The sequence below is a fragment of the Aliikangiella maris genome (genome assembly GCF_040719265.1).
Taxonomy (GTDB): domain Bacteria; phylum Pseudomonadota; class Gammaproteobacteria; order Enterobacterales; family Kangiellaceae; genus Aliikangiella; species Aliikangiella maris.
Genome location: NZ_JBFDAH010000024.1, coordinates 24,167 through 46,421, shown reverse-complemented (window position 1 = coordinate 46,421; position 22,255 = coordinate 24,167). Strand labels below are relative to the sequence as shown.

General features: G+C 40.1%; 22 protein-coding genes. 13 read left to right on the top strand and 9 right to left on the bottom strand.

Annotated elements, in window-relative coordinates:
- Nucleotides 1-7 precede the first annotated feature (7 nt).
- The 7 genes from ABVT42_RS17750 (at nt 8) to ABVT42_RS17720 (ending at nt 7,647) form a co-directional block, all read left to right on the top strand.
- On the top strand, nt 8-322 hold the full coding sequence (locus ABVT42_RS17750) for a YecA family protein (protein WP_353897272.1): 315 nt from the start codon (nt 8-10) through the stop codon (nt 320-322).
- Nucleotides 277-1,011 carry a hypothetical protein gene (locus ABVT42_RS17745; protein WP_353897271.1) on the top strand — a complete coding sequence of 245 codons (735 nt, stop codon included), beginning with the start codon at nt 277-279 and terminating at the stop codon, nt 1,009-1,011. The genes ABVT42_RS17750 and ABVT42_RS17745 overlap by 46 nt, the downstream gene beginning before the upstream one ends.
- Before the next feature lie 10 nt (nt 1,012-1,021).
- Nucleotides 1,022-1,489, top strand: a complete 468-nt coding sequence (locus tag ABVT42_RS17740; protein WP_353897270.1) for a hypothetical protein — start codon at nt 1,022-1,024, stop codon at nt 1,487-1,489.
- A 321-nt stretch (nt 1,490-1,810) separates the two neighbouring features.
- Nucleotides 1,811-2,143, top strand: coding sequence for an HVO_A0114 family putative DNA-binding protein (locus tag ABVT42_RS17735; RefSeq protein WP_353897269.1), 333 nt, complete (start codon nt 1,811-1,813; stop codon nt 2,141-2,143).
- A complete protein-coding gene (locus tag ABVT42_RS17730; protein ID WP_353897268.1) occupies nt 2,136-3,218 on the top strand; it encodes a DNA cytosine methyltransferase in 1,083 nt (360 codons plus the stop codon). The genes ABVT42_RS17735 and ABVT42_RS17730 overlap by 8 nt, the downstream gene beginning before the upstream one ends.
- 3 nt (nt 3,219-3,221) lie before the next feature.
- Nucleotides 3,222-4,940: an McrB family protein gene (locus ABVT42_RS17725; RefSeq protein ID WP_353897267.1), complete on the top strand. Its 1,719-nt coding sequence runs from the start codon at nt 3,222-3,224 to the stop codon at nt 4,938-4,940.
- Between the two features lie 85 nt (nt 4,941-5,025).
- A complete protein-coding gene (locus tag ABVT42_RS17720) occupies nt 5,026-7,647 on the top strand; it encodes a DUF2357 domain-containing protein (RefSeq protein ID WP_353897266.1) in 2,622 nt (873 codons plus the stop codon).
- 367 nt (nt 7,648-8,014) lie between these two features.
- Here the strand turns inward: ABVT42_RS17720 and ABVT42_RS17715 are convergent, their stop codons facing one another.
- Complete coding sequence (locus tag ABVT42_RS17715; protein WP_353897265.1) at nt 8,015-8,881, bottom strand: YicC/YloC family endoribonuclease; 867 nt, start codon at nt 8,879-8,881, stop codon at nt 8,015-8,017.
- 148 nt (nt 8,882-9,029) lie between these two features.
- Between ABVT42_RS17715 and rph the strand changes: the two genes are divergently transcribed.
- Nucleotides 9,030-9,743 carry a ribonuclease PH gene (gene rph, locus ABVT42_RS17710; protein WP_353897264.1) on the top strand — a complete coding sequence of 238 codons (714 nt, stop codon included), beginning with the start codon at nt 9,030-9,032 and terminating at the stop codon, nt 9,741-9,743.
- 155 nt (nt 9,744-9,898) lie between these two features.
- On the opposite strand, the gene ABVT42_RS17705 is transcribed toward rph, so the two are convergent.
- Nucleotides 9,899-10,669 carry an SDR family oxidoreductase gene (locus tag ABVT42_RS17705; protein ID WP_353897263.1) on the bottom strand — a complete coding sequence of 257 codons (771 nt, stop codon included), beginning with the start codon at nt 10,667-10,669 and terminating at the stop codon, nt 9,899-9,901.
- A 52-nt stretch (nt 10,670-10,721) separates the two neighbouring features.
- Between ABVT42_RS17705 and ABVT42_RS17700 the strand changes: the two genes are divergently transcribed.
- Nucleotides 10,722-11,594: a symmetrical bis(5'-nucleosyl)-tetraphosphatase gene (locus ABVT42_RS17700; RefSeq protein WP_353897262.1), complete on the top strand. Its 873-nt coding sequence runs from the start codon at nt 10,722-10,724 to the stop codon at nt 11,592-11,594.
- Nucleotides 11,595-11,615: 21 nt separating this feature from the next.
- Here the strand turns inward: ABVT42_RS17700 and ABVT42_RS17695 are convergent, their stop codons facing one another.
- The 3 genes from ABVT42_RS17695 to ABVT42_RS17685 form a co-directional block, all read right to left on the bottom strand.
- Nucleotides 11,616-12,854, bottom strand: coding sequence for a DUF418 domain-containing protein (locus tag ABVT42_RS17695; RefSeq protein WP_353897261.1), 1,239 nt, complete (start codon nt 12,852-12,854; stop codon nt 11,616-11,618).
- Between the two features lie 168 nt (nt 12,855-13,022).
- Nucleotides 13,023-13,436, bottom strand: coding sequence for a hypothetical protein (locus ABVT42_RS17690; RefSeq protein WP_353897260.1), 414 nt, complete (start codon nt 13,434-13,436; stop codon nt 13,023-13,025).
- A gap of 404 nt (nt 13,437-13,840) precedes the next feature.
- Nucleotides 13,841-14,281 carry a Spy/CpxP family protein refolding chaperone gene (locus tag ABVT42_RS17685; protein ID WP_353897259.1) on the bottom strand — a complete coding sequence of 147 codons (441 nt, stop codon included), beginning with the start codon at nt 14,279-14,281 and terminating at the stop codon, nt 13,841-13,843.
- A 250-nt stretch (nt 14,282-14,531) separates the two neighbouring features.
- Between ABVT42_RS17685 and ABVT42_RS17680 the strand changes: the two genes are divergently transcribed.
- Both ABVT42_RS17680 and ABVT42_RS17675 read left to right on the top strand, forming a co-directional pair.
- Nucleotides 14,532-15,227, top strand: a complete 696-nt coding sequence (locus ABVT42_RS17680) for a response regulator (protein ID WP_353897258.1) — start codon at nt 14,532-14,534, stop codon at nt 15,225-15,227.
- A 111-nt stretch (nt 15,228-15,338) separates the two neighbouring features.
- Nucleotides 15,339-16,655, top strand: coding sequence for a sensor histidine kinase (locus ABVT42_RS17675; protein ID WP_353897257.1), 1,317 nt, complete (start codon nt 15,339-15,341; stop codon nt 16,653-16,655).
- Nucleotides 16,656-16,758: 103 nt separating this feature from the next.
- On the opposite strand, the gene coq7 is transcribed toward ABVT42_RS17675, so the two are convergent.
- Complete coding sequence (coq7, locus tag ABVT42_RS17670) at nt 16,759-17,418, bottom strand: 2-polyprenyl-3-methyl-6-methoxy-1,4-benzoquinone monooxygenase (RefSeq protein WP_353897256.1); 660 nt, start codon at nt 17,416-17,418, stop codon at nt 16,759-16,761.
- A gap of 279 nt (nt 17,419-17,697) precedes the next feature.
- Here coq7 and ABVT42_RS17665 point away from each other — a divergent pair, with 279 nt between their 5' ends.
- Entirely contained in the window at nt 17,698-19,185 is a 1,488-nt protein-coding gene (locus ABVT42_RS17665) for an AAA family ATPase (protein ID WP_353897255.1), read from the top strand.
- Nucleotides 19,186-19,706: 521 nt separating this feature from the next.
- On the opposite strand, the gene ABVT42_RS17660 is transcribed toward ABVT42_RS17665, so the two are convergent.
- From ABVT42_RS17660 to ABVT42_RS17650, 3 genes are all read right to left on the bottom strand, one after another.
- The gene (locus ABVT42_RS17660; RefSeq protein WP_353897254.1) at nt 19,707-20,003 is read right to left on the bottom strand and encodes a hypothetical protein; all 297 of its coding nucleotides are present in this window, start codon (nt 20,001-20,003) and stop codon (nt 19,707-19,709) included.
- 23 nt (nt 20,004-20,026) lie between these two features.
- Nucleotides 20,027-20,389 carry a two-component regulator propeller domain-containing protein gene (locus ABVT42_RS17655; RefSeq protein WP_353897253.1) on the bottom strand — a complete coding sequence of 121 codons (363 nt, stop codon included), beginning with the start codon at nt 20,387-20,389 and terminating at the stop codon, nt 20,027-20,029.
- Nucleotides 20,390-20,940: 551 nt separating this feature from the next.
- Complete coding sequence (locus ABVT42_RS17650; RefSeq protein WP_353897252.1) at nt 20,941-21,354, bottom strand: Hsp20/alpha crystallin family protein; 414 nt, start codon at nt 21,352-21,354, stop codon at nt 20,941-20,943.
- Nucleotides 21,355-22,032: 678 nt separating this feature from the next.
- On the opposite strand from ABVT42_RS17650, the gene rpmE reads away from it, so the two are divergent.
- Nucleotides 22,033-22,248 (top strand): 50S ribosomal protein L31, encoded by a 216-nt coding sequence (gene rpmE, locus ABVT42_RS17645; RefSeq protein ID WP_353897251.1) that lies wholly within the window; start codon nt 22,033-22,035, stop codon nt 22,246-22,248.
- The last annotated feature ends 7 nt before the right edge of the window (nt 22,249-22,255 follow it).

Genomic DNA, 22,255 nt, shown 5'->3' with positions numbered 1-22,255 from the left:
GACAGCAATGAAGCTCGGCCGAAACGATCCTTGCCATTGTGGCAGTGGTAAAAAATTTAAACGTTGTTGTATGAGCAGTGTTTCCAAGCAACATGCTCAAGTCTTCGATGATGTTGAAACCATGCTGGCAATGAACCCAAATTTGAGTCTTGATGAACTCAACGCAGCCTTGCAGCACAAAGTGCACCATCGCAATAATCAACCTCATCCCGATTTTTGTGGCGTAACGCCAACGCAAATGGCCAATTGGCTGTATGCGCCTTTTGCTGAATTACAGTGGGTGAGCATCTGCACACCCACTGTAATTCTGCCAGCCCAGTGATGCGCTATTTAGCGCTTATTCTTGATGAGGCCATGGCGCAAGAAGGCTCATTCAAAGCCACCAGTAAAGGCAACTTGCCGACTAAGTTGGTCAAACAGGCCAGTGAGTTATTACCTGAGTTTGCTGTTGCTCAGTTTCCTGTAAATATCAGTATCAGCGAGTTTGCAGGCAGTAATGAAGACAAGTTCAATGCCTTACACTACACCAGAGTGCTCGCCGAAATTAGTGGCATTATTTATCGGCGAAGCGGTCGCTACCATATAAAAAAATCAGCGCAAAAGCAGTATCAAGCGCTAGGCATACAGACCTTTTTCAAACCTATGTTAGAGGCCGCCATCAGCAAATATAATTGGGGCTATTTGGACGGTTTTGAGTATGATGCCGACTTGCGGCCCTTTTGGCTGTTTATGTTGTGGCGCATTCAAAGCCACAACAAGGTGAATCAACTGGTAGAAGAAGTGATGACAGCTTTCCCCGATTTACTACAGGGTTTCCCAGCAGATAATTACTTCTCGCCGGAAAGAAAGCTAAGCATGCTCATCGAATCACGGTTTATTGAGCGATTTTTACAGTTTTGGGGATTTGTGAGCATTGATCCAAGGCGTTTTTTAAACACGGAACCTATTGGTAGAACGGTACAGGTACTGCCTTTATTAAAACAAACTTTTCAATTCACAATAGATATCTAGCAAGGTCATCGTGAGCGAATACCAATACTATAAATTTGAGTGTCTGGCTGGGTATTTAGATGCTAAAGCACGTCAAGCACTCAGAGCCATTTCAAGCCGTGCCGAGATCAGCGCTACGTCCTTTCAGGTGTATTACACCTTTAGTGATCTAAAGGCAGAGCCTTTTGAGCTGATGTTAAAGTACTTTGATATCGGTTTTTACTATGCCGATTGGGGATCAATCGATGCCTACATCAAGCTACCAGCTGGAACGCTTCCCGATCCGTTGCTCGGCTTTTCAATAGATGGGTTTCATGTGCATCAAAGCGATGAGTGGCAGTTGCTAATTTTTTCCCTTGAGAAGTATGACGAATATTTTGACGATGACCATGCTGACGATTTTTCAGCATTTAGTCAGTTTACTCAGCGAGTTAACCCAAGGGAGTCGGCGTCTTGTTTGCGTTATGTGGCTCAAGGCCTAAGCCCTGTACTGTGTTAAAGGCTGTATTTTGGATGACTAAAAAGGCGATGAATCCTGTGTGGGCTTGTCGCCTTGCAGTGCACCGCCAGTCAATACAAGGGCTGGGCGAGGTATAAAGTCTAAAGCGGACAATACCGCTAGTGTACTGGTTGTGTACTTACTGTGTACGAGGGCTTGTAATCGTCCTAAACGGAAAATATCCTTGCGCTATTATCAGTTGTTGATAAGATCTGCGGCTTATGTATAAACGTACAGTCTTTTTATTGGCCAAGCGCTGTTTTATCGACTTTCTGGGAACCTAGTGAGCAAAGGGGCCAAGTAAGCTATGCGAGTAAAGCAATGAAAAACGCAAAACAATCGCGCTGTGTCATAGGGATTAAAGGGCAAACGCCCGACTCCGATTACCCCGTTGATATCTGGTTCGACTCGCTGAAATCGGTAGCCAATGTGCTGTCGAAAGAAAACCAGCAGTTGTTAAAAGTAATCGCCGAGCAACAGCCGCAATCGATCACTGAGCTGGCCACGCTGACAGGCCGAGCGGTCAGCAATGTGTCGAGAACACTGAAAACATTAGATAAGTTGGGCATTGTTTGTCTGACTCGCGTATCTGGGCTAGTTAAGCCAACTATAAAATTTCGCTCCTTTATTGTTGTAGGAGACTACTGTGAGTAATGTAATATTTTCTTTTTTTTCTGGTTCGGGCTTTCTTGATCTTGGTTTTGAAAAAGCAGGTTTTGAAATTGTATTTGTGAATGAGATAGAAAATCAGTTTATCAAAGCATATGACTTTAGCAGAAAAAAAATGGGCCACAGTGAGCCGAAATATGGTTATCAGGCAAACTCAATAGAAGACTATCTGAGTAATCAAGATGATGGATATCTTCACGAAAGTGTTAGAAATGAAAATTTAGCAGGCAATCTCGTTGGCTTTATTGGTGGGCCGCCTTGTCCTGATTTTTCTGTTGGGGGGAAAAACGCAGGTAGGACTGGTGAAAATGGTAAGTTATCAAGATCTTATGTTGAATGTATAAAAAAATATAAGCCAGATTGGTTTGTTTTTGAGAATGTTAAAGGGTTATGGAGAACTAAAAAGCACCGTGAGTTCTACGATGAGTTGAAAAAAGAGTTGCTTGAATCAGGGTATGAGCTAAATGATCGTTTGATTAACTCATTAGAGTTTGGCGTCCCTCAAGATAGAGATCGGGTCATACTTTTTGGGATCAAAAGAGAACTTTATAAAAATATTGACAAAAAGTTTTGTTGGGATAGTTATATGAAATATCCCAATAAGTCAGCTTTTTCTTATGAATGGCCTGATAAAAGCCCATTTGGGCAAGAGCTTGAGGTCCCAAGCACATTACCCTTAGAGCTTACTGTTGATTATTGGTTTAATAAAAATAAAGTTAATCAGCATCCAAATAAGGATCATCATTTCACGCCGAGAGCTGGTTTGGCTAAATTTCTAGTTATTGATGAAGGTGATACATCCAAGAAGTCTTATAAAAGGCTTCATCGTTATCGCTATTCACCAACAGCTGCATATGGTAACAATGAAGTTCATTTGCATCCAACCAAGCCTAGAAGAATCTCTGCTGCTGAAGCAATGGCTATTCAGTCTTTACCTAGCGATTTCGAACTTCCTAGTTCAATGACCTTAAGTGCCATGTTTAAAACAATTGGAAACGGTGTTCCTTACCTATTTTCATATGGCATAGCTAAAACGATAAAAGATTATCTTAAGGATTGATAGATGCAAATTGAAGAAGCATTAACCAAGTCGAGAATGTGGATAGACCAGCTTGTTGGTAAAGAGTTGCAATACATAACTGGAAGAAATACATCGGTAATTAATAATGTTGACTGGGATGATGAGGGGAAAATATTTGTATCCCGTGGAGAAGGTCAAATAACTATACGTTTTGAGCGTATTGCTGCGGTGATCTCAAAATTAATAAACGGTCATCCAGAGCATGTAGATACAATACTGAGATCAGGAAGTAACGATAGAAGTGTAATTGAAACGATTATTGCGAATTTTCCCCCTGTTGGATTTATGCTGCCGAATAAAGGAAGGAATAAACGTAAAAACAAAGTATTGCAGTGGTTAAATAAAGAGATTCATTCGCTTGGTAATATTATGGATATAAGTGCAAATGAGTTCGCAGAGCTATCCTTAAGTATTAGTGAAATAAAAAATGCACAGCTTCTTTCCAAACCATTCCTCCTTCTCGCAGGCATCTCAGGCACAGGTAAAACCCGCTTTGTGCGTGAGCAAGCAAAAACATCACAGCAGTTTGCTGAAACCTATTGTTTAACCTCGGTGCGCCCAGACTGGCATGAGCCGAGTGATTTGCTTGGTTATATTTCACGCCTAAATGGCACTGCGGAATACATCACCACGGATGTATTGCAGTTTATCGCCAAAGCTTGGCGTGCGATTGCTGATAGCGGCTTAACCCTTGAAGTGCAAGAGAGTGAAGACCAAGGCAAGCGTTTAGTCGTAGCAGGCGAACGTGATGCTCTTAAACAAGTATTGCCTTACTGGCTGTGCTTAGATGAAATGAACCTTGCCCCTGTTGAGCAGTATTTTGCCGATTATTTATCAGTGCTGGAAACCCGCGAATGGTGTTGGACAGATGACCGCTTTACCTACAGCAGTGATGCTTTATTAAAACCCGCCACCATTAAAGAAGTCGCAGATAAAGAAAAGCTACGCGAGGCGCTAAGCTTTGAAAACAGTGAAAATAAAAATTATGACGAGCTCTGGGAATTGATTTGCCAATATGGTTTAGGCATTCCGTTTAACCTGCTGGTTGCCGGCACAGTGAATATGGATGAAACCACCCATGGCTTTTCACGCAAAGTGATTGACCGAGCGCTGAGCTTTGATTTTGGTGCGTTTTTCCCTAACGACTATAACGACTTTTTCACCCCAACCAGCTGTAATAAACGTCTTAGTTACCCCATTTGGTCAAACGCCAGCAAAACAGACTTAGCCAATACCTTTGATGCAGATGGTGCTAAAACCGTAGCGTTTTTATCGGCCGTTAATGCGGTGCTAAAAAATACCCCGTTTGAATTAGCGTTTCGCGCTTTAAATGAACTTCTTCTTGCTGTTGCCAGCAGCCAACCACAAGATGACCTGACCCTCAAAGCCGTGTGGGACGATTTTATGATGTGTAAGGTTCTGCCTCGCATCGAAGGCGATACCGACAAGCTGACGACATCAAATCGCAAGGATTTACTGGAAGAACTTAGCGCTGTGCTGGCTGCTCAGTTAGCCCCCATTTGGTTAGCATCTGACACAGACGAAGCAAACCAACGCCCTGACTTGTATCGTGAGAAAATCGTGGCTGATGGTGCTACTGATGAGGAGAAAGTGCTTCGCATACCTTGCCGTTCAAAAGCGAAATTGCAATGGATGAGCGAGCGATTAGCCAGTGCCACCTTCACCAGTTTCTGGCCTTAATGGGTTGGTGTTGTTTGATGCTTTTTGCAATGAACGCAACCCATAAGCAAAACCCGTACAGCGATGGTGTAAGGAGTGGTAGGGAATGCCGGAGTTAATACGATTACAAACCCCTGACTTTGAGTTTTCGGTCTGGGCGAATGATATTAGCCAGCGGTTGCGCGTGCATCAGAATACAATGGCGCACAGGGCGAGCGCTAATCATGCACAACCTAGCTACGAATTGCGCTTTGCGCCTGCGGTGCAGCTGAGTAGTGCTATTGAACCGCAAGGGCTAGTTGCAGATGGCTTGGTACAAAGTGGGTCAGATGAAAGTGACTTAGCCGACAACGACCTTGTTGCCAATGGCTTAGCGAAACACGCTGAGCTGATATTAAATTCTCCGCTGTTTTTTGAGAATACTCAGTACCAGTTTGAGTGGGTCTTTTTTAGTGAAGTAACTAATGCGCGGTTAACCCATCGCAGCCAAAGCGTGAATGAGGCATTTCGTTTTGCCCCCGAAGTAAAAACCGCAAGGGGCGTGGTGCCCGCACGTTTAACTGGCACCATCAATACCGGCAATGATGTGGGCTGGTTACGTTTGCCACTTACCTTTGAGCACAATGGCAAAACACAGACTCAGCACATTGCCTTTGAAGTGCTGCCAACCAAAATGGCACTGCACCAAGACTTGCCCGCCATGTACCAAGCCATTGACAAAGTTTACCCCCTTTGGCGCTTTAGCTTGGTAGAAAAAACAGAACAAGACGCAGCAACTAGCCAGCAGCGCGGGCATTTTCCACTCATGTGGTTGGCTAATTTTGCCGCATTAAGGGCGCGATTTGAGCAAGGCTTAAAAGTGATTTGTGCTGCACCGCATAGCCGCTTGCAACCGACGGTTGCCAATATTAAAGCGGCCAAATTAAAAGGCCGTTTGCCCCATAAGTTAGCCGAGCAAGTCAAGCAAGACTTTGCCAATGGCCAGTACGATAAACGCTATGCAATCGAAAAAAAGCAACTGAGTGTCGATACCCCAGAAAATCGTTTTATCAAAATGGCAGTGAGTAAAAGCAAGCGGCAATTAGCGGAGTTTGAACAAAAGCTTAGGCAGAGTAACCAAGCGCCAGAGCGGCAACGGTTGTCGGATTCATTTTTAAATGAGCTGCATAGTTGGCAACAACCGCTGCAAAAAGTGTTAGCTCAAAGTTTTTTAAAAGAGGTGGGTGCATACACAGGGTTAAACCGCGAGTCGTTAGTGCTACAGCAAAAAACCGGTTACAGCGCGGTGTATCGTATTTGGCAGGAGCTGAAATTTTATTTAGATGTGTTTGGCAATCAGTCGAGCATTTCAATGAAGTCGGTGGCTGAGATTTACGAAGTGTGGTGCTTTTTGTGTTTGAAACAGCTTTTAGAGCAGGATCTCGGCTTTGAATTGGTGGAAAACAGTGCAACGAAGCTCGCCCCAAATGACTTTTTTGAGTACCAACTAAAAGATGGGTTTGCCGGTGCCTTTCGTTTTAAACGCAGTGATGGTGTGACTGCTAGGCTGGCACACGAGCCTAAATTTACCAAAAAAGGAAAACCAATCCGCTCGTACTTGGTTAACCAAGAGCCGGATATTGTGTTGGAAGTGACATTGCCTAAAAGCGCCCATTTAACAAAAGCAGACACAGGCTCATCAGAAGAGCAACAGTTTATTTGGTTGTTTGATGCCAAGTACCGTATTAAAACCGATAAAAACCGCTTTGATGACAGTAATGAAGATATTGAAAGTACCGATTACGTACCAGACGATGCTATCAACCAAATGCACCGTTATCGGGATGCTTTGATTCATTTATCAGAACCTCACGGACCTGAATCATCAAGTGGAAACGCTGGCCAACCTGCTAAGAAAAGCCGTCCTGTTTTTGGTGCGTTTGCTTTATACCCAGGCTTTTTTGATCAAGCTACAAACCCCAACCCCTACGCAGCCGCGATAGAAGAAGTGGGTATTGGCGCATTTGCCCTGTTACCTAGTCAAGATGAGCCTAGTCAAACTGATCCTACCCAGACTAAGATCAGATATTCCGGTCACCAGTGGTTGCTAGCGTTCTTGCAAGCTCAAATTGGCACTGCGCCAAATGCACAAACAGGGCGAGGCAATGAGACTATGTATCCCGTGGCTGGCATGGCAGAGAGGCTCTACGTACAAGACGCTGCACGCATACCTTATTACGGTATGCGCCAAGTGCTGTACCCTGATTTGACGATGACAGTGGCATTGGGTGGGCAACGCGGCCGTGATAATGGCTACTTTAAACAATTTGAGCAAGGCACAGCGCAGTGGTATCACCTGCCGCAAAGCACATTTTTGCAGAAATTTAAACAACATATTGCTGAGGAAATTCGCTATTTAGCGTTGGCGTCTACTTCTGACACCCAAAGTTCAACCAAGCAAATTGACAAGCTCTGGCCGGTTAAACGAGTCACAGTGTTACCACGCTACGCCATTACTGAAGATCAAGCAGGTAAGAAGTCAGGTTCTGCTGATTTGTATTATTTATTTGAGCTTGGCAAACCTCTATCACTGCAAACGCCAGTGACCAATGTGCCGCATCGTCCAATGAAAAACTCGATGAAACTCACAACCTTAACGCGCCTAGAGAGCGTCACTAAGTTTATCGAGGTTGAAAAAGTGTACGAAGCGGTAATGGTGAAATACCTAATGCATCGTTCTTCAAATTAAACGTGGCAGGCGTAAATGCCTACTACGCCTTTAATTTTATACTTGCCTAACTTGAAAAACGTATGGCGAGTTACTTAATCCGATTTGCAACGCATTAAACTAGGCAAGCGCTTGACGCAGTAGTGAAATGCTGATCAATCCTTAGTTTTAATGAGCTCTTTGATAGATTTTATCACCTACAATTAAACCCATCTCACGCCATAATGCTTCATGCAGTTAGCTTTTACGACCCCCAAAACCTATCACAAAGCGAGTAAATTCGAAAATTGGGTAACTTACTGCCCACCATTCTGCCCACCATTCTGCCCACCACTAAACAGGTAGTTGGTAACGGACATCTGCAAACCAATTTGGACAGGTAAAAAAACTATTCGATGTTTTGAATTTGCTCACGCATTTGTTCAATCAATACTTTTAACTCAACCGATGCAGCAGTTGTTTTTGTATTAATCGATTTAGAGCCAAGCGTATTGGCTTCACGGTTAAGTTCTTGCATTAAAAAGTCCAGCCGCCGACCAACCGAGCCACCTTTGTTAATTAAGCGTCCAACTTCGCGAATATGTGTATCTAATCGATCTAACTCTTCATCGACATCGATCTTTTGTGCGATCATAACCATTTCCTGCTCTAATCGCTGTTCTTCCAGCTCAACTTTTGCTTCTTCAAAACGCGTTAATATTTTTTCTTTTTGCCACTGAACGATTGCGGGCATTTCTTCTCGAACCAAAACGACTTGCTGTAACATGCCGGAAAGGCGCTGTTCAATAATTTCTTTTAGGCTGCTTCCTTCACGTTCACGCATTACAATAAGTTGATCAATTGCTTGATCTAATCCAGCGAGCAGTTCTTGTTCCATTTTTTCGGTATCAAGTTCATTCGATTTAATAACGCCAGGCCAGGCTAATAATTGAGCGAGTGGAGGCGCTTGCTCTGCACCAGAAAGTTGTTCGAGTTCATGGTAAGAACTTAGCAGTGATTGTACCAGTGATTTATCGACCGTTAATTTATCTGACTCCATTCCTGAGGTGTCAATTTTAAGACTGCAATCGATTTTTCCACGCTGTAATCTTTTACGCAAGGCTTCACGTAATTTAAATTCCAGATATCGAAACGCTTCTGGCAATCGAAAATTAGTTTCTAAAAATCGACTATTCACCGAGCGGATCTCCCAAACACCAACTCCCCAGGACTGCTCGACAGATTGACGAGCAAACGCAGTCATACTTCTAATCATATAAGGCCCTTTTCTTCGCTAAGCGATTCAATAATAGTTAAATTGTACCTTGGCTACCGATTAATTTCGATAAATCATATAAAATCTCACGGAATTTGGTTAAAATTCTCTAACTATTTGACCCGTATCTGATTTTAGAGAATAAACCATGCGTCCAAGTGGAAGAACCAGTAATCAACTTCGCCCCATTCAAATAACCCGCCAGTTTACTAGTCATGCCGAAGGCTCGGTACTGATTGAGGTCGGTGACACTCGTGTATTATGTACTGCTTCAATTGAGTCAGGCGTACCACGATTTTTGAAAGGCAAAAATCAAGGTTGGCTAACGGCAGAATACGGTATGCTGCCTCGTTCAACGCATACTCGCAACGCTCGTGAAGCCGCACGCGGTAAACAAAGTGGACGAACCCAGGAAATTCAGCGATTGATAGGACGCTCGTTGCGTGCAGCCGTTGATTTAGAATTACTCGGTGAAAACACTATCACCATCGATTGTGATGTTCTGCAAGCTGATGGCGGCACACGAACGGCATCAATTACAGGTGCAAGTATCGCATTGGCAGATGCCATTAAATATATGCTGCGCCAAAAGATGATTCAAACCAACCCGCTCAAGCATATGGTTGCCGCAATTTCTGTTGGTATCTATCAAGGTACGCCTGTACTCGATTTAGACTACGCAGAAGATTCAACCGCAGAAACTGACATGAATATTGTCATGAACGAAGATAAAGGAATCATCGAACTACAAGGTACCGCAGAAGGTGCGACTTTTTCGCCAACTGAGCTTGCTGAAATGATGCAACTTGCGCAACAAGGGATTAGTGAAATAATCGAAATTCAAAAAGCATCGTTAAGTTAGTCATCGAGCGATTTGCTACACTAAGCGCGATTTTTCCGAAAAATATATCATCAAACAGAGGGACAATAGCCCCTCTGTTAAATACAGATTGTTGCTCACTTAATTTGCTATTTTATCAAGTCAATTTATAAACAATTTAAAAATCACAACACAAACTAAGATTTCGTTTTAGAAATTGATAATGGAGAAAACGCCTGACAAACCGGCATTAATTCGATTCGATTGATATTTACATGTGCTGGTTGTGATGCGCTCCAAAAAATACTCTCGGCAATATCTTCGGCAGTCAATGGTTGTACATCTTGATAAACCTTATCGGCTTTTTGCTTATCACCATGAAATCTTACAACTGAAAACTCTGTTTCCGCTAATCCTGGTTCAATATTGGTTACACGAATCCCCGTCCCGGCTAAATCAGCGCGTAAGTTTAGACTAAATTGTGCAACAAAGGCTTTACTGGCACCATAAGTATTTCCGCCAGGATAGGCATAGCTACCGGCAATTGAGCCTATATTAATTATATGACCATGGGCTGCGGCTACCATTTGTGGCAACATCGCGCGGGTCATAAAAATCAGCCCTTTGATATTGGTATCAACCATAACTTGCCAATCTTGTTGTAAAGCTTTATCGGCTGACTCCAGGCCAAGAGCAAGACCAGCATTATTCACCAACAGATCAACCTGTATTTTACGCGTGGCCAGATTGCTTACAAACTCATCAATATTTTCTTGTTGACAAACATCAAACTGATGAATTTCACAACATGTTTCCCCAATTAGCTGTTGCAAAGCCTGCAATCGCTCCAAGCGACGGGCAAGCGCGATTACATACCAACCCGCCTGAGCAAAACGCACTGCTGTTGCATATCCAAATCCAGAGCTTGCGCCGGTTATCACTACAACTTTTGCATTGGAGTCTGCCATCTTTGAACCTCATTTAAAAATTGTTATTAATAAAATAATTGATGTGAATTCTTTGGCTGCTGCCACTTTTTCGCTAAACTATATAGCCTATAAAAAACATATTAAAGGTTTATTTATGGCAACCTATGCCATTGGCGATATTCAGGGATGTTACCGGACATTTAAAAAACTCCTTAAAAAAATTGATTTTCATCCAGGCCGAGACCAGCTTTGGCTGGCAGGTGATTTGATCAATCGAGGCCCAAGCTCACTTAAAACGCTAGAATATATTTATAAATATCAAGATAGTATTCAATGTGTACTGGGTAATCATGATTTACATTTTTTAGCCATCGAATCAGGTCAACATCTATCTAATAAAAAAGATACCTTTAAAAAAATCCTGCTTTCGCCAAACCGCAAAAAGCTGGTAAAGTGGCTTAAAACTCAACCTTTATTTTATATGGATGAACAATTGGAGTTTGCAATGGTTCATGCAGGAGTCCCTGCTGACTGGAGCTTTCGTGATGCCGTAGATTTTTCACAAGAAGTTTCAGAAGCAATTCAATCTAAAAACAGCTATCGTTTTTTTGCCCAAATGTATAATAATACCCCATCGAAATGGAAGGAAAGTCTAAGTGGTATCAAACGATTAAGATTTATTACCAACGCGCTGACACGTATGCGTTACTGTTTTTCTGATGGTTCGTTAGAGTTAACCTGTAAAGTACCACCCGGCGAACAACCGGCAGAACTCACACCTTGGTTTGAGCTGCCACAAAATTTAAACAAAGGTCAGCTGATTTTTGGGCACTGGGCTTCATTAATGGGGCAGTGTCCAATTCCACATTACTATGCATTGGACACTGGTTGTGTTTGGGGACGCAAACTAACCGCACTGCGCCTTGATGATAAAACAATTTTTCAATGTAAAAATATTGATTAACCAACCAAAGCCATAAAAATATTATGCCTTTGCGACTCGCTTAAAACGCTGCGCTCGACCATAAGTCAAACTACGCCAGGCCCATTCCAATGGGCCAAAGTGAAAACGTTCAAGCCACCATTTCGACCAAATAATCTGCACTATCAGCACGCAGGCCGCCACCAATAGCATTTCAGTTCGAGACAGTTGCGCAAAAAAACCAAATCCATAGAAAAATCCGGTACAGATAATAGATTGAGCAATGTAATTAGTCAGCGCCATACGTCCTACCGCTTCAATACGTGTTTTAACAGCTCCTCGAGCAGACACTTGATAAATCCACTGAAACAACCCCACATAACCAATGGCGACAAAAACACTACCCAAATAATTATATTGACCTAATTCCATTTGCACTAACACCGCATCCTGAAAGCCACTGGCATACAACTTTGAAGCCCCTATATAAACAATAGCCAGTCCTGGAATAAGAAATAACAAAGTCATATTTCGATAAAATGCTACCGACTTTTGACCATTCAAAATTCCCCATTGATACATTGCCATCCCCAACAACATGCAGCCAGCAATGCGAAAGCCAAAAAAGATCATTTCTGATATAAGCTTTGAAGCCGTTTCAGCTCGCTGCGCTAACTGTTCACGCCAAGTGCCTCGATAAGCATTAACAATCTCATCAATGACTGACTGTTCAGGAATAAATGTCGCCTGCAATTCAGCCAACACATCAGGTGTCATGACCGCTACGCCTAACAACATCATCAGCGATATAAATAAAATCGCACCCAGCCCAACAATTAACTGTGTAACTGGCGAGCGGCGCCAAAATAAATAGACAATACTCCCCCAAATGGCATATGCCACTAGAATATCCCCAAACCAGATTAAAAAAGCATGAGCTAATCCAAATAATAAGAGAAATGCAGTTCGCTTATAATGCAGTTTCGCGGGAGAAAGCTGTTTGGCTTCGCTTCGATGAGCCATAACCATAATACCTGCGCCAAACAACATTGAAAAAAGGGTATAAAACTTTTGTTCAAAGAAAATGTGAGTAAAATACCAAGCAGTAACGTTGTAACCACTAAAGTCACCATTAACCGTTGGGTTAAAATAAGAGGCAAACAGATTACCAAACGCCTGAATATTCATAACCAGAATACCCATAACTGCTATTCCGCGGATAAAGTCGAGACTTTGATATCGGTCAGTTAACTGAATAGCATTTAGCTGACTGGGTGTTGTGACTGTCGATTCATTATTCATAATCGATTCTCCTTACGATTAAATATTCCATTAACCGATATAACCAAAAATACGAGATTATGACAGGAAAATAATGAAAACAAGTCTAATTTTGTAGGTTAAGGTAACAAAACTTAATGACTCCCTAATTTTTGTCACTCTCAATTCGACTTTTTGTTGGTATTAACTTCAACTTTCCGGATTTTTAATAAGCGGATTAATCACTGAAATTGGGCGTGCTAAATCAAGCCCTAAATGCTTATAGGAATAACGTAATTCGATCGGTCTGGTCGTCATCGCACAGTTATCGACTTTTTGGCGAACCACTGCAAGGCTATTATTTTTAAGGCTGGCCACTTTCACATCAAAAGAATCAAATACGGTACATCCATAACTGGTCGTAGTAATTAAAATAAAACCATCTTCCAACTGGTAGTTAATCAAAGGAATAACTTGCTGATTTTTAGAAAGAAACTGAGTTGAAGATGCTTCCTTTGTAAATAACCCCGACCGATTCAAACTCTGATGCGTACATCCAACCATAATATTGCACACAGTAAACAAACAAAAATAATGGAATAACAACTTTGCAGAGCTTTTCATAGACTATATCCCTAGAGTTTTTAGATTCACACCAATAAAAGTAGTATTTCAAGCGTTGAAGCTTAAATATTCACTTTTACAGTCGATCATATATTTGATACTTATTTAATAATAATTATTTTAGCGATAAAAAGCAGTGAGGTATTGGTGTCTGCTGGCAAGTATTGTAAATCATTGGTTCATTTTTTCCAGCACTAATTTCGAGATTAAATTATTTTTCTCTAAAGAGATAATAAATCCGTCATAATTCCATAATCCGTCATAATTCCATCTTTCATCCTTTCCAGGCTAATTTTTTAATCTGCCTTAAATTGGTTAAGACTGTCTAAAACGTGTTGCGCTAATTTATTGTTAACAACAGTCTTAACGAATTAATTTCAGAACAAGATGGTCATTAAGTCAAACTATTCCGAATGCTGTCCGTGCTGATGTTTTTTATGTTTTAACTGCTTGAATTTTTTTTGTTGCTCTTCATTGAGAACTTGAAACATGGCGCGTTTCATTTTTGTCTGTATAATCAGATTATTACTTTTATACTGTGCCATTTGTGCATGAACATCTCTAATTGCTGATTCATCTAACACATCTGCCTTTAGGAGCGATTTTAATTGTTTTTTTATTGCTTTAACTTGTTCATGATTTTCCTTCATTAGTGGCTTATACTCGGCTCGGATTGACTTTAGCTGAGACTTTTGTTCACTCGTCAAATCCATTTTTTTCATTATTTTATAAAACATCATATCACGATGATTTCCGCGATCACCTTGATGTTCTGGATGACCCGCCATTGTACTTAAACTGAAAAAACCAATAATCAGACTCATTAATAAAGCTTTTATTTTCATACTAAACTCCCGTTAGTAGTAAGGTTAACAATCATTAAGGTATTCTATGTCATATTCGATACGATTTAGCAACTTAGCTAAGGCATCAACTCACCTCAAAAAGTGTATGGGAAATAATGCAAAGCAGAGTCAAGTGATTGTAAATATTATGTAAAGATACTTTTGTAAATCTTTCTAACCATCGAACTTATGTTACACTGATATAACCTTTTGTATTAAAGTTTTCAGTATGCTCTAAAGACTATTTCACATGAACCTGCTTATTGCCGATGACGACATTGAACTTTGCCAATTATTAAAAGATTATCTTTCTCAGGAAAACTTTGATGTTGAGTGCGTTTATGATGGTGAATCAGCTATCACTAAAATTTCACAACAATCTTTCGATTTGCTCATTCTCGATGTCATGATGCCTTTAAAAAGCGGCTTTGAGACATTAACTGAAATTCGGCGTAATTCAGCATTACCAATAATAATGCTTACAGCACGCGGCGAAAAAATTGACCGTATTGTCGGACTTGAAATGGGAGCAGATGACTATTTAGCCAAACCTTGTGATCCGCGAGAACTCGTCGCTCGAATCAGAGCAGTAACCCGGCGCACTCAAGCCTCAATCCTCACCTCAAATCCAACAACTGTACTGACGATTAACCGGGTTTGTCTTGATCCGACCAATCGGCAAGTAACACTTAACCAACAAATGATCGACTTAACCTCAACAGAATTCGACTTACTCAAAATACTCATGGAAAATGCCGGAAAACTAGTAAGTCGCGATGCAATCAGTGAAAATTGTCTAGGAAAGAAATTACAACCATTTGATCGTAGCATCGATATGCATCTCAGTAATGTTCGTAAAAAATTAGGGGCTTTTTCTCCACAAAAACCCAGAATAAAAACTATTCGTGGTAGTGGTTACCAATATCTGGTATGGCCTGAAAAGTAATCTTTTAATTGATGTTCTCTGATGAAGCTAAAATCTAATATCAATCAAATAGCCAAACCAATCTTTAAATTCGGATTGTTCTGGAAAGTTTTCATCTGGTTTTGGCTGATAATGGTATTTTTAATCACTATTTATCTTTTCATTGGTTATATAAACAGTGGCAAAACCTATTATCGTCCACTACCACCACACTACAAACATGAACTCAAAAAAATTACCAAACGCGTCAACCTGACGCTCACCAAACCCGCAGCCAGGTTCAGTTTGTCACAACGTAAACTTCAAGATATTTATTTGTTAGATCAAGCAGGTATCGATAAATTTGGAAAAGCAGTTCCTGAGTTATTGAGCAAGCTACATGATATTGTTAAACGAAAACAACGCCCTCTGTCAGCTATCGAAAGAAAAAATGCTTACTTTGGCGGCATTACTTTATCATTTGAAAATAGCGATTACTGGGTTTATTCCTATCAAAAAGAACCCGCATTTTATCGCCATTTAGTTCTCAACTTTTTTAGCGATATTGCTCTTAGCCTGTTTATATCAACTTTTATTATCAGTTTTCCCGTTAGCTTCATATTAAGCTTACTCATTACAAAACCAATTCGCACACTACAGTTTGCAACGCACCAATTGCAACATGATTTAACTCAGCGTGAATGCTTACAAAAACTTATTCAACGTAACGATGAGTTCGGGGACTTAGCGCTAGATTTTGACAATCTAGCCACACATTTAAATAAGATATTGGCAACGAACAAGCAACTCATCAGCGATGTTTCGCATGAATTACGCTCACCACTTTCTCGTTTAAAAATCGCATTAGGTATCGCTGAAAAAAGCTTACCAGAATCGGCAAGGAGCAGTTTGCAACGCATTGAATTAGAAGCCGATAGAATGAATGATATGTTGGAAAAAATTCTCACGTTATCTAAACTGGAATCACAGCAAATTGAAAATCATTCTGAGAATTTTGATTTATGCCTATTAATCAAATCAATAGTCGATGATGCACAATTTGAAGCAAATCAATCAAATATTCAAATACTGGCACATTTGCCACATACCTGCCAATTTAGAGGAATGCGTGAATCAATAATCAGTGGTGTAGAAAATATTTTACGTAACGCCATCAAATACGCAGGTTCAGGTAGTGTCATCAAGATCAATTTAACACACCAACCCTCAGTAATTATCCTAGAAATCGAAGACAATGGCCCAGGCGTTGCCAGCGATCAGCTTGAAAAGTTATTCGATGCTTTTTATCGACCAGACTTTGCCCGCTCTCGCAGTGGCGGGGGCATTGGGTTAGGTTTATCGATTGCCAAACGGGCTTTTGAAATGAACCGGGGAACGATTCAGGCAGAAAATATTAAGCCACATGGTCTGAAAATCAGAGTAACATTTTCAATCAATCAACACAGTTAATCGACTGTTCACAAAACATCGCCAGTGGTAACAAAATAATTTGTAGAATGACCGCCAATTAGCAGAGAAATATCTAGCCTTCAATACATTTATTTTATTTGCTTTAAATATAATATACCGTTGATGTCATTACTTTTGACATCAGTCCCATTAACTTTTGAATGGGTACCGGCAATGCGCTCCCGCCAGCAGCTAAGGCCGTGGTGGCATGTTGTAATTCATCCTCGCGCATTTGCGTGATAATCGCGCGACTTTGCCAATCAGACTGAGGTAGTTTCGTTAAATGCTCATCCAAATGGCGTACGACTTGATATTCGGTTTCAGCAACAAACCCCAAACTCCACTTATCACCTATAGCGCCAGCTATCGCACCAATAGAAAACGATCCCAAATACCACAATGGGTTTAATTTACTCGGTGAGGCCTCAAGTTGCTCTAGCCGAGTTGCACACCAATCAAGATGGTCGTTTTCTTCAATGGCTGCCTGCGCCATTTTATCACGCACTTCAGGCAATCGTGCTGTCAGTGCCTGGCCCTGATAAAGAGCCTGCGCACAAACTTCGCCACAGTGGTTAATTCGCATTAATCCAGCGGCATGTTTTGACTCTTGAGGCGTTAATGCTTCAGGAATCTCGTTAACGGGTTGTTTATCTTTTTCATTAGCCGGGTTATGACGTGATGTTACTTGATAACCACCAAACAGCGTTTTTAGCATATTATCAGCAAACATTATAACTTTATCTTGCGGGGTAATTTGACGCATCACCTAGACACTCTCTTAAATAAGGCTAAAATATTAATCCGTAGACTCTTGGGAAAATCCTGAAGCATTTAGAGGATTTACCGATTATTTAAATACTGTGGGCTCTTGAACTAATCGCTATCCATTTAGCCGCCAGTATTAAGTATTAAGTATTAAGTATTATAAATATGATAGATATTATCAACATATCAAAATAAGAGTCGACTAATTCAGATATTCCACCTATTTTAAGTGAAATCGAGCGGTTAACCAATTGGAAATAAATAATTTAGGAAAGCTATGAGCGGTAAAACTGATTTTAATGATCTTTGTTTATTAATTAATTCTGGATATCCAATAATCACCATTGAAACCCATGAGGAAAAGCGTGCGTTAAATCTACTGGGCGATATTGCTGCGTTTATCAATAAACCTCTGTTTTGCTGGGACCATATTGATGGAATGCGCCGTATTGATCTGGCACACGATTTAGCCGAAATAGATGATACACAAGAGCCACTTGACGTCTTATCCGAAATAAAGTCTTCCAAACGCCCCTGCTTGTTTGCTCTGTGTGATTTTCATCCTCATTTTGAAGATGCGCCCAAAGTTGTTCGCCAGCTTAAAGAAATAGCACTAAATCATCAGCAAGTTGCACATACCTTATTTTTTATTTCTCACTCACTACATTTACCTGCCGAAGTGAAACGATTTTCGGCCAAATACAGTTTATCGATCCCTAACGAAGAACAATTGGAAAACCTGGTTCGCGATGAAGCCAAACGCTGGTCAAAAGCTCATCAAGGACAAAAAGTTAAAACGGATAATCCAACCCTGAAAAAACTAGTGCGTAATTTAAAAGGTATGAGCTTTGCCGACGCACGCACCTTAATTCGCAATGTGATCAGCGATGGTGCAATTACTGAAGATGAATTACCCGCCATTAACAAAGCCAAATTTGAGCTCCTCGATATGGAAGGTGTGCTAAGTTTTGAATATGAAACCTCAAAATTCAGCGAAGTCGGTGGACTCAATTACTTAAAACAATGGTTAAAAAAGCGGGAGGCCATTTTTCTCGATCGCAATATCCCTCTCGATCCGCCTAAGGGTTTAATGCTGGTTGGTGTTCAAGGCGGAGGAAAAAGTTTAGCCGCAAAATCTGTTGCCGGTATGTGGGGAGTACCATTACTTCGACTTGATTTTGGCGCACTTTACAACAAGTTTCATGGTGAAACAGAAAAGAATTTACGCGAAGCACTTAAAATGGGCGAACTTATGTCACCCTGTGTACTTTGGCTGGATGAAATCGAAAAGGGGGTCTCGAGCGGTGAAAGTGATGGTGGCACATCACAACGAGTTTTAGGCACCCTTCTTACCTGGATGGCCGAAAAACGTAAACAAGTTTTTATTGTTGCCACCGCAAATGACATATCAAGATTACCACCAGAATTGCTAAGGAAAGGAAGGCTAGATGAAATATTTTTCGTTGATTTACCCGATTTTGAAACTCGCAAAACCATTTTTTCCATTCATATCAAAAGACGTCAACAACCTCTTGAAACGATTGATTTAACCACCCTTGCCGAAGCAAGCGAAGGCTTTACCGGTTCAGAAATTGAACAAGCTGTTGTTTCAGCACTATACCATGCTTATTCAGAAAATCATGGTTTATCGACACAAGCCATTCTTACTGAAATACAACAAACCCGCCCATTATCTGTTGTGATGGGAGAAAAAATGCAAGCGCTGCGCGAATGGGCCAAGGATAGAACGGTGATGGCGAATTAATATTTGCTATCACCATCACATAGGCAAATGGCTCAAAAAGATTGAGCTATGACTCTCTGTCAAGACTTGTTTATAAAAGGTCAAATTGGGATCATACTCCCCATTTTCGGCCCGATAGCGCTCTATGTATTCGATTTGATTATTACCCCAACCATAATCACCGAGGAAGCCCTCTAATTCATATTCATCTCGANGCCCGATAGCGCTCTATGTATTCGATTTGATTATTACCCCAACCATAATCACCGAGGAAGCCCTCTAATTCATATTCATCTCGAATTAAACAGTTATACACAATAATCGTTTGAATTTTGATGAGGTGGACTAAGTCATCGATGACATCATCCTCGGTATACCAGGACTGAATAGTTAAGCCGTGGTAATGACCAATTTTTTCGACGATTCGCCAAAGGTGCTGCGGAAAGTTTTGTTCATCGGTCAGTCACTATTAAAATTGCTTGATAAAGATATCGTCACGAGTTTTACATTCGGTATTAATTTCAAATTCGAGCGGGTTAGCTTCAAAAAAATAAGGGGCAAATAAAAAGCGTCTGCGGCTGTGCGATCTGACGTAGAGTAATCACTCGATTTTGGTTAAAAATTAAAGGAAGACGTTCAAGCTGATTTGACAAGTTAGTTTGACGATAAATTTTTCCTTCATTCAATCCATAATAGATATTATTACTGTCATCATTTGCCATCAATACAGGTTTGGCTGGAAGTAAATTTTGTGCATTGCTATTTAGCTGATTAAAATCTAATTGATAAACCTGTTTTAACGAAGCCAGCCATAAAGTATTATCAGCAGAGAGCGTCATTCGAAATGGGAAATTAGCAAATCCTAAATCTTTGTAGCTTTCCGATAGAAGATTGATTGATTAGAAAGCGCCCAAAGTCGTCCATCAGGTGCAATTTCCAAGTCAACAATTTCATTATGGGGTATTGAAAAATTGGGTAGATTTTTTAAATAAGGATAAATACGGATGTCATCATATCGATTCAGTCCATTAAAGGTTGCTAACCAAATATTTCCCTCAAAATCCTCTTCAATATCGACAACTGAACCTTGACTTAAGCCCTCTATTGTAGAGAGTTGCTTAAAGGTATATTCAAATTCGCTCGCAATTAATGATTGGTGAAAACAGATTAAGGTGAAAACATATAAAAAAATTTGACGGTAATAAAACAATTTATTTTTATACATAAAATCGAAAAATCACTTGCTTTTCCTGACCAATCCATATTTTACTGACAGTCTTGTAAGGAGTGCTCTGTACATGGCAAGTGCTATCAGTCATTAATAAAACAGGTAAGGCTAATTGAAGTAACTTACTGCGAATATTCAATATGTAACAAAATATTCTAGAAGTCGTATAGTTAAAATGCAAGCGCATAACCATAGTAAATAATATAGCTGATTATTTATATTCTTAAGAGATTAAGAAAATCATTATCCGATTCTTAAAAACACATAAACAATAGACAAATTAATACACTTTTTTTCCATTACTCCATTAAGTTTTAACCGTAATTAATTAACGTCAACAACTACCGTAGTAAAATACTCTGTACTCAACTAATGCTTTAATTCATAATAAAAAAGCCGACAATAATGTGTCGGCTTAAAAATCATTCATAAAAGTTAACGCATTCTGGCGTAAAGTAATAAAAGAACTATCTAATCACAAATTAAACAAACAAATCAAAACAGCTATTACCAATAAAACAAAAACGCTATTAATCGCTAAATCGACATTAATGTATTTCAATTTGTTTTAACGATTGTTTTGGTAATGCTTTAGGTATGGTCAAGCTCAACACACCATCTTTATTTTCTGCCTTAATATTTTCTTCATCAATATTTTCAGGCAATGCAAAACTACGCGAAAAACTGCCATAAAATCTTTCAATACGGTGATGCTTTTCGTCTTTTACTTCAGACTTTCGCTCACCACTAAGTGTCAATACTCGATTATCAATAGAAACCTTAATATCATCTTTAGGTATGCCTGCCAACTCTGCTTTAATCACAAAGCTTTCGTCATTTTCAATAATATCAACGCTCGGGGCCCACTCATTAGATGACTTGTCAAAATTAGCAAGTGGTCGATTATAGGTGTTAAACCAGCTTTCTAAATCACGGAAAGGATTAATACGTAACATATTCATGTGAATCTCCTCAGAAAAAATCTATAAAAAGTTAAAATTAAATTTCAATAAAATACTTCTGAGCAAAAGTCTTTAAACCGGTTTTCAGAGTTTTGCGCCTCTGACTGATATATAGTGGTGTGATTTTTATTTTCAAGGGATTTTTTTAAAATTTTTCTTAAGATTTTTTATTTTTAAAATTATTGAGAAAGAAAGAGAAAACGATAATGCCGAAAAATTGCTTTCCTCTGTTTAAGCAATATCGGATTCGCGGCAGGCTAAAAGTAGATTGCTTCGTCAAGCTCCACGCCAACTCTCTGCTAATTGACTCCATATCAATCCTCGACTTTTGGCTCTGCTTAAAATTTTCTCAAAAAGAGATTTTAATTCAACTTAGCCTTACACTATTTGAATTTTACTTCGTTTAACTCTCCATATATCAACATTTATTTGCAAGCCACTAATCGTTGGTCGTATCTACGTCAGCTTCGATGTGTCAGGCAATGACCACGGCAAACAAAACCACTCCTAGATACTTGCATTTATGCTTTTTCATGGGTAAGATCCGGCCTCCATTTAATCTGTGTATGGTATTTGAGCAGTTTTAATGCTTTGAAACTCTAAAAACTTAATATTTAGAGCATTTAGCTATAGATAAACTGGCCCATCTGGCGATATGCAAAAACAAGAGATTTCACAATGAAAGCAGAAATTCATCCTAATTATGAAACAGTTACAGCAACTTGCAGCTGCGGTAATACCATTGAAGTAGGTTCAACTCTGTGTAGAGACATCAATCTTGATGTATGCGCAGCCTGTCACCCATTTTACACGGGTAAGCAGAAAATGGTTGATACTGGTGGCCGAGTTGATAAGTTCCGTAAACGTTTTGGTTCTCGTTCGCTGAACAAATAATAGTCAA

What these genes read in the sequence shown, in the direction of transcription:
- ABVT42_RS17750 (WP_353897272.1), top strand. Translation starts at nt 8, where the DNA reads ATGAAGCTCGGCCGAAACGATCCTTGCCATTGTGGCAGTGGTAAAAAA.
- ABVT42_RS17735 (WP_353897269.1), top strand. Translation starts at nt 1,811, where the DNA reads ATGAAAAACGCAAAACAATCGCGCTGTGTCATAGGGATTAAAGGGCAA.
- ABVT42_RS17725 (WP_353897267.1), top strand. Translation starts at nt 3,222, where the DNA reads ATGCAAATTGAAGAAGCATTAACCAAGTCGAGAATGTGGATAGACCAG.
- ABVT42_RS17720 (WP_353897266.1), top strand. Translation starts at nt 5,026, where the DNA reads ATGCCGGAGTTAATACGATTACAAACCCCTGACTTTGAGTTTTCGGTC.
- ABVT42_RS17715 (WP_353897265.1), bottom strand. Translation starts at nt 8,881, where the DNA reads ATGATTAGAAGTATGACTGCGTTTGCTCGTCAATCTGTCGAGCAGTCC.
- rph (WP_353897264.1), top strand. Translation starts at nt 9,030, where the DNA reads ATGCGTCCAAGTGGAAGAACCAGTAATCAACTTCGCCCCATTCAAATA.
- ABVT42_RS17705 (WP_353897263.1), bottom strand. Translation starts at nt 10,669, where the DNA reads ATGGCAGACTCCAATGCAAAAGTTGTAGTGATAACCGGCGCAAGCTCT.
- ABVT42_RS17695 (WP_353897261.1), bottom strand. Translation starts at nt 12,854, where the DNA reads ATGAATAATGAATCGACAGTCACAACACCCAGTCAGCTAAATGCTATT.
- ABVT42_RS17690 (WP_353897260.1), bottom strand. Translation starts at nt 13,436, where the DNA reads ATGAAAAGCTCTGCAAAGTTGTTATTCCATTATTTTTGTTTGTTTACT.
- ABVT42_RS17685 (WP_353897259.1), bottom strand. Translation starts at nt 14,281, where the DNA reads ATGAAAATAAAAGCTTTATTAATGAGTCTGATTATTGGTTTTTTCAGT.
- ABVT42_RS17680 (WP_353897258.1), top strand. Translation starts at nt 14,532, where the DNA reads ATGAACCTGCTTATTGCCGATGACGACATTGAACTTTGCCAATTATTA.
- ABVT42_RS17675 (WP_353897257.1), top strand. Translation starts at nt 15,339, where the DNA reads ATGGTATTTTTAATCACTATTTATCTTTTCATTGGTTATATAAACAGT.
- coq7 (WP_353897256.1), bottom strand. Translation starts at nt 17,418, where the DNA reads ATGCGTCAAATTACCCCGCAAGATAAAGTTATAATGTTTGCTGATAAT.
- ABVT42_RS17665 (WP_353897255.1), top strand. Translation starts at nt 17,698, where the DNA reads ATGAGCGGTAAAACTGATTTTAATGATCTTTGTTTATTAATTAATTCT.
- ABVT42_RS17660 (WP_353897254.1), bottom strand. Translation starts at nt 20,003, where the DNA reads ATGACGCTCTCTGCTGATAATACTTTATGGCTGGCTTCGTTAAAACAG.
- ABVT42_RS17655 (WP_353897253.1), bottom strand. Translation starts at nt 20,389, where the DNA reads ATGTATAAAAATAAATTGTTTTATTACCGTCAAATTTTTTTATATGTT.
- ABVT42_RS17650 (WP_353897252.1), bottom strand. Translation starts at nt 21,354, where the DNA reads ATGAATATGTTACGTATTAATCCTTTCCGTGATTTAGAAAGCTGGTTT.
- rpmE (WP_353897251.1), top strand. Translation starts at nt 22,033, where the DNA reads ATGAAAGCAGAAATTCATCCTAATTATGAAACAGTTACAGCAACTTGC.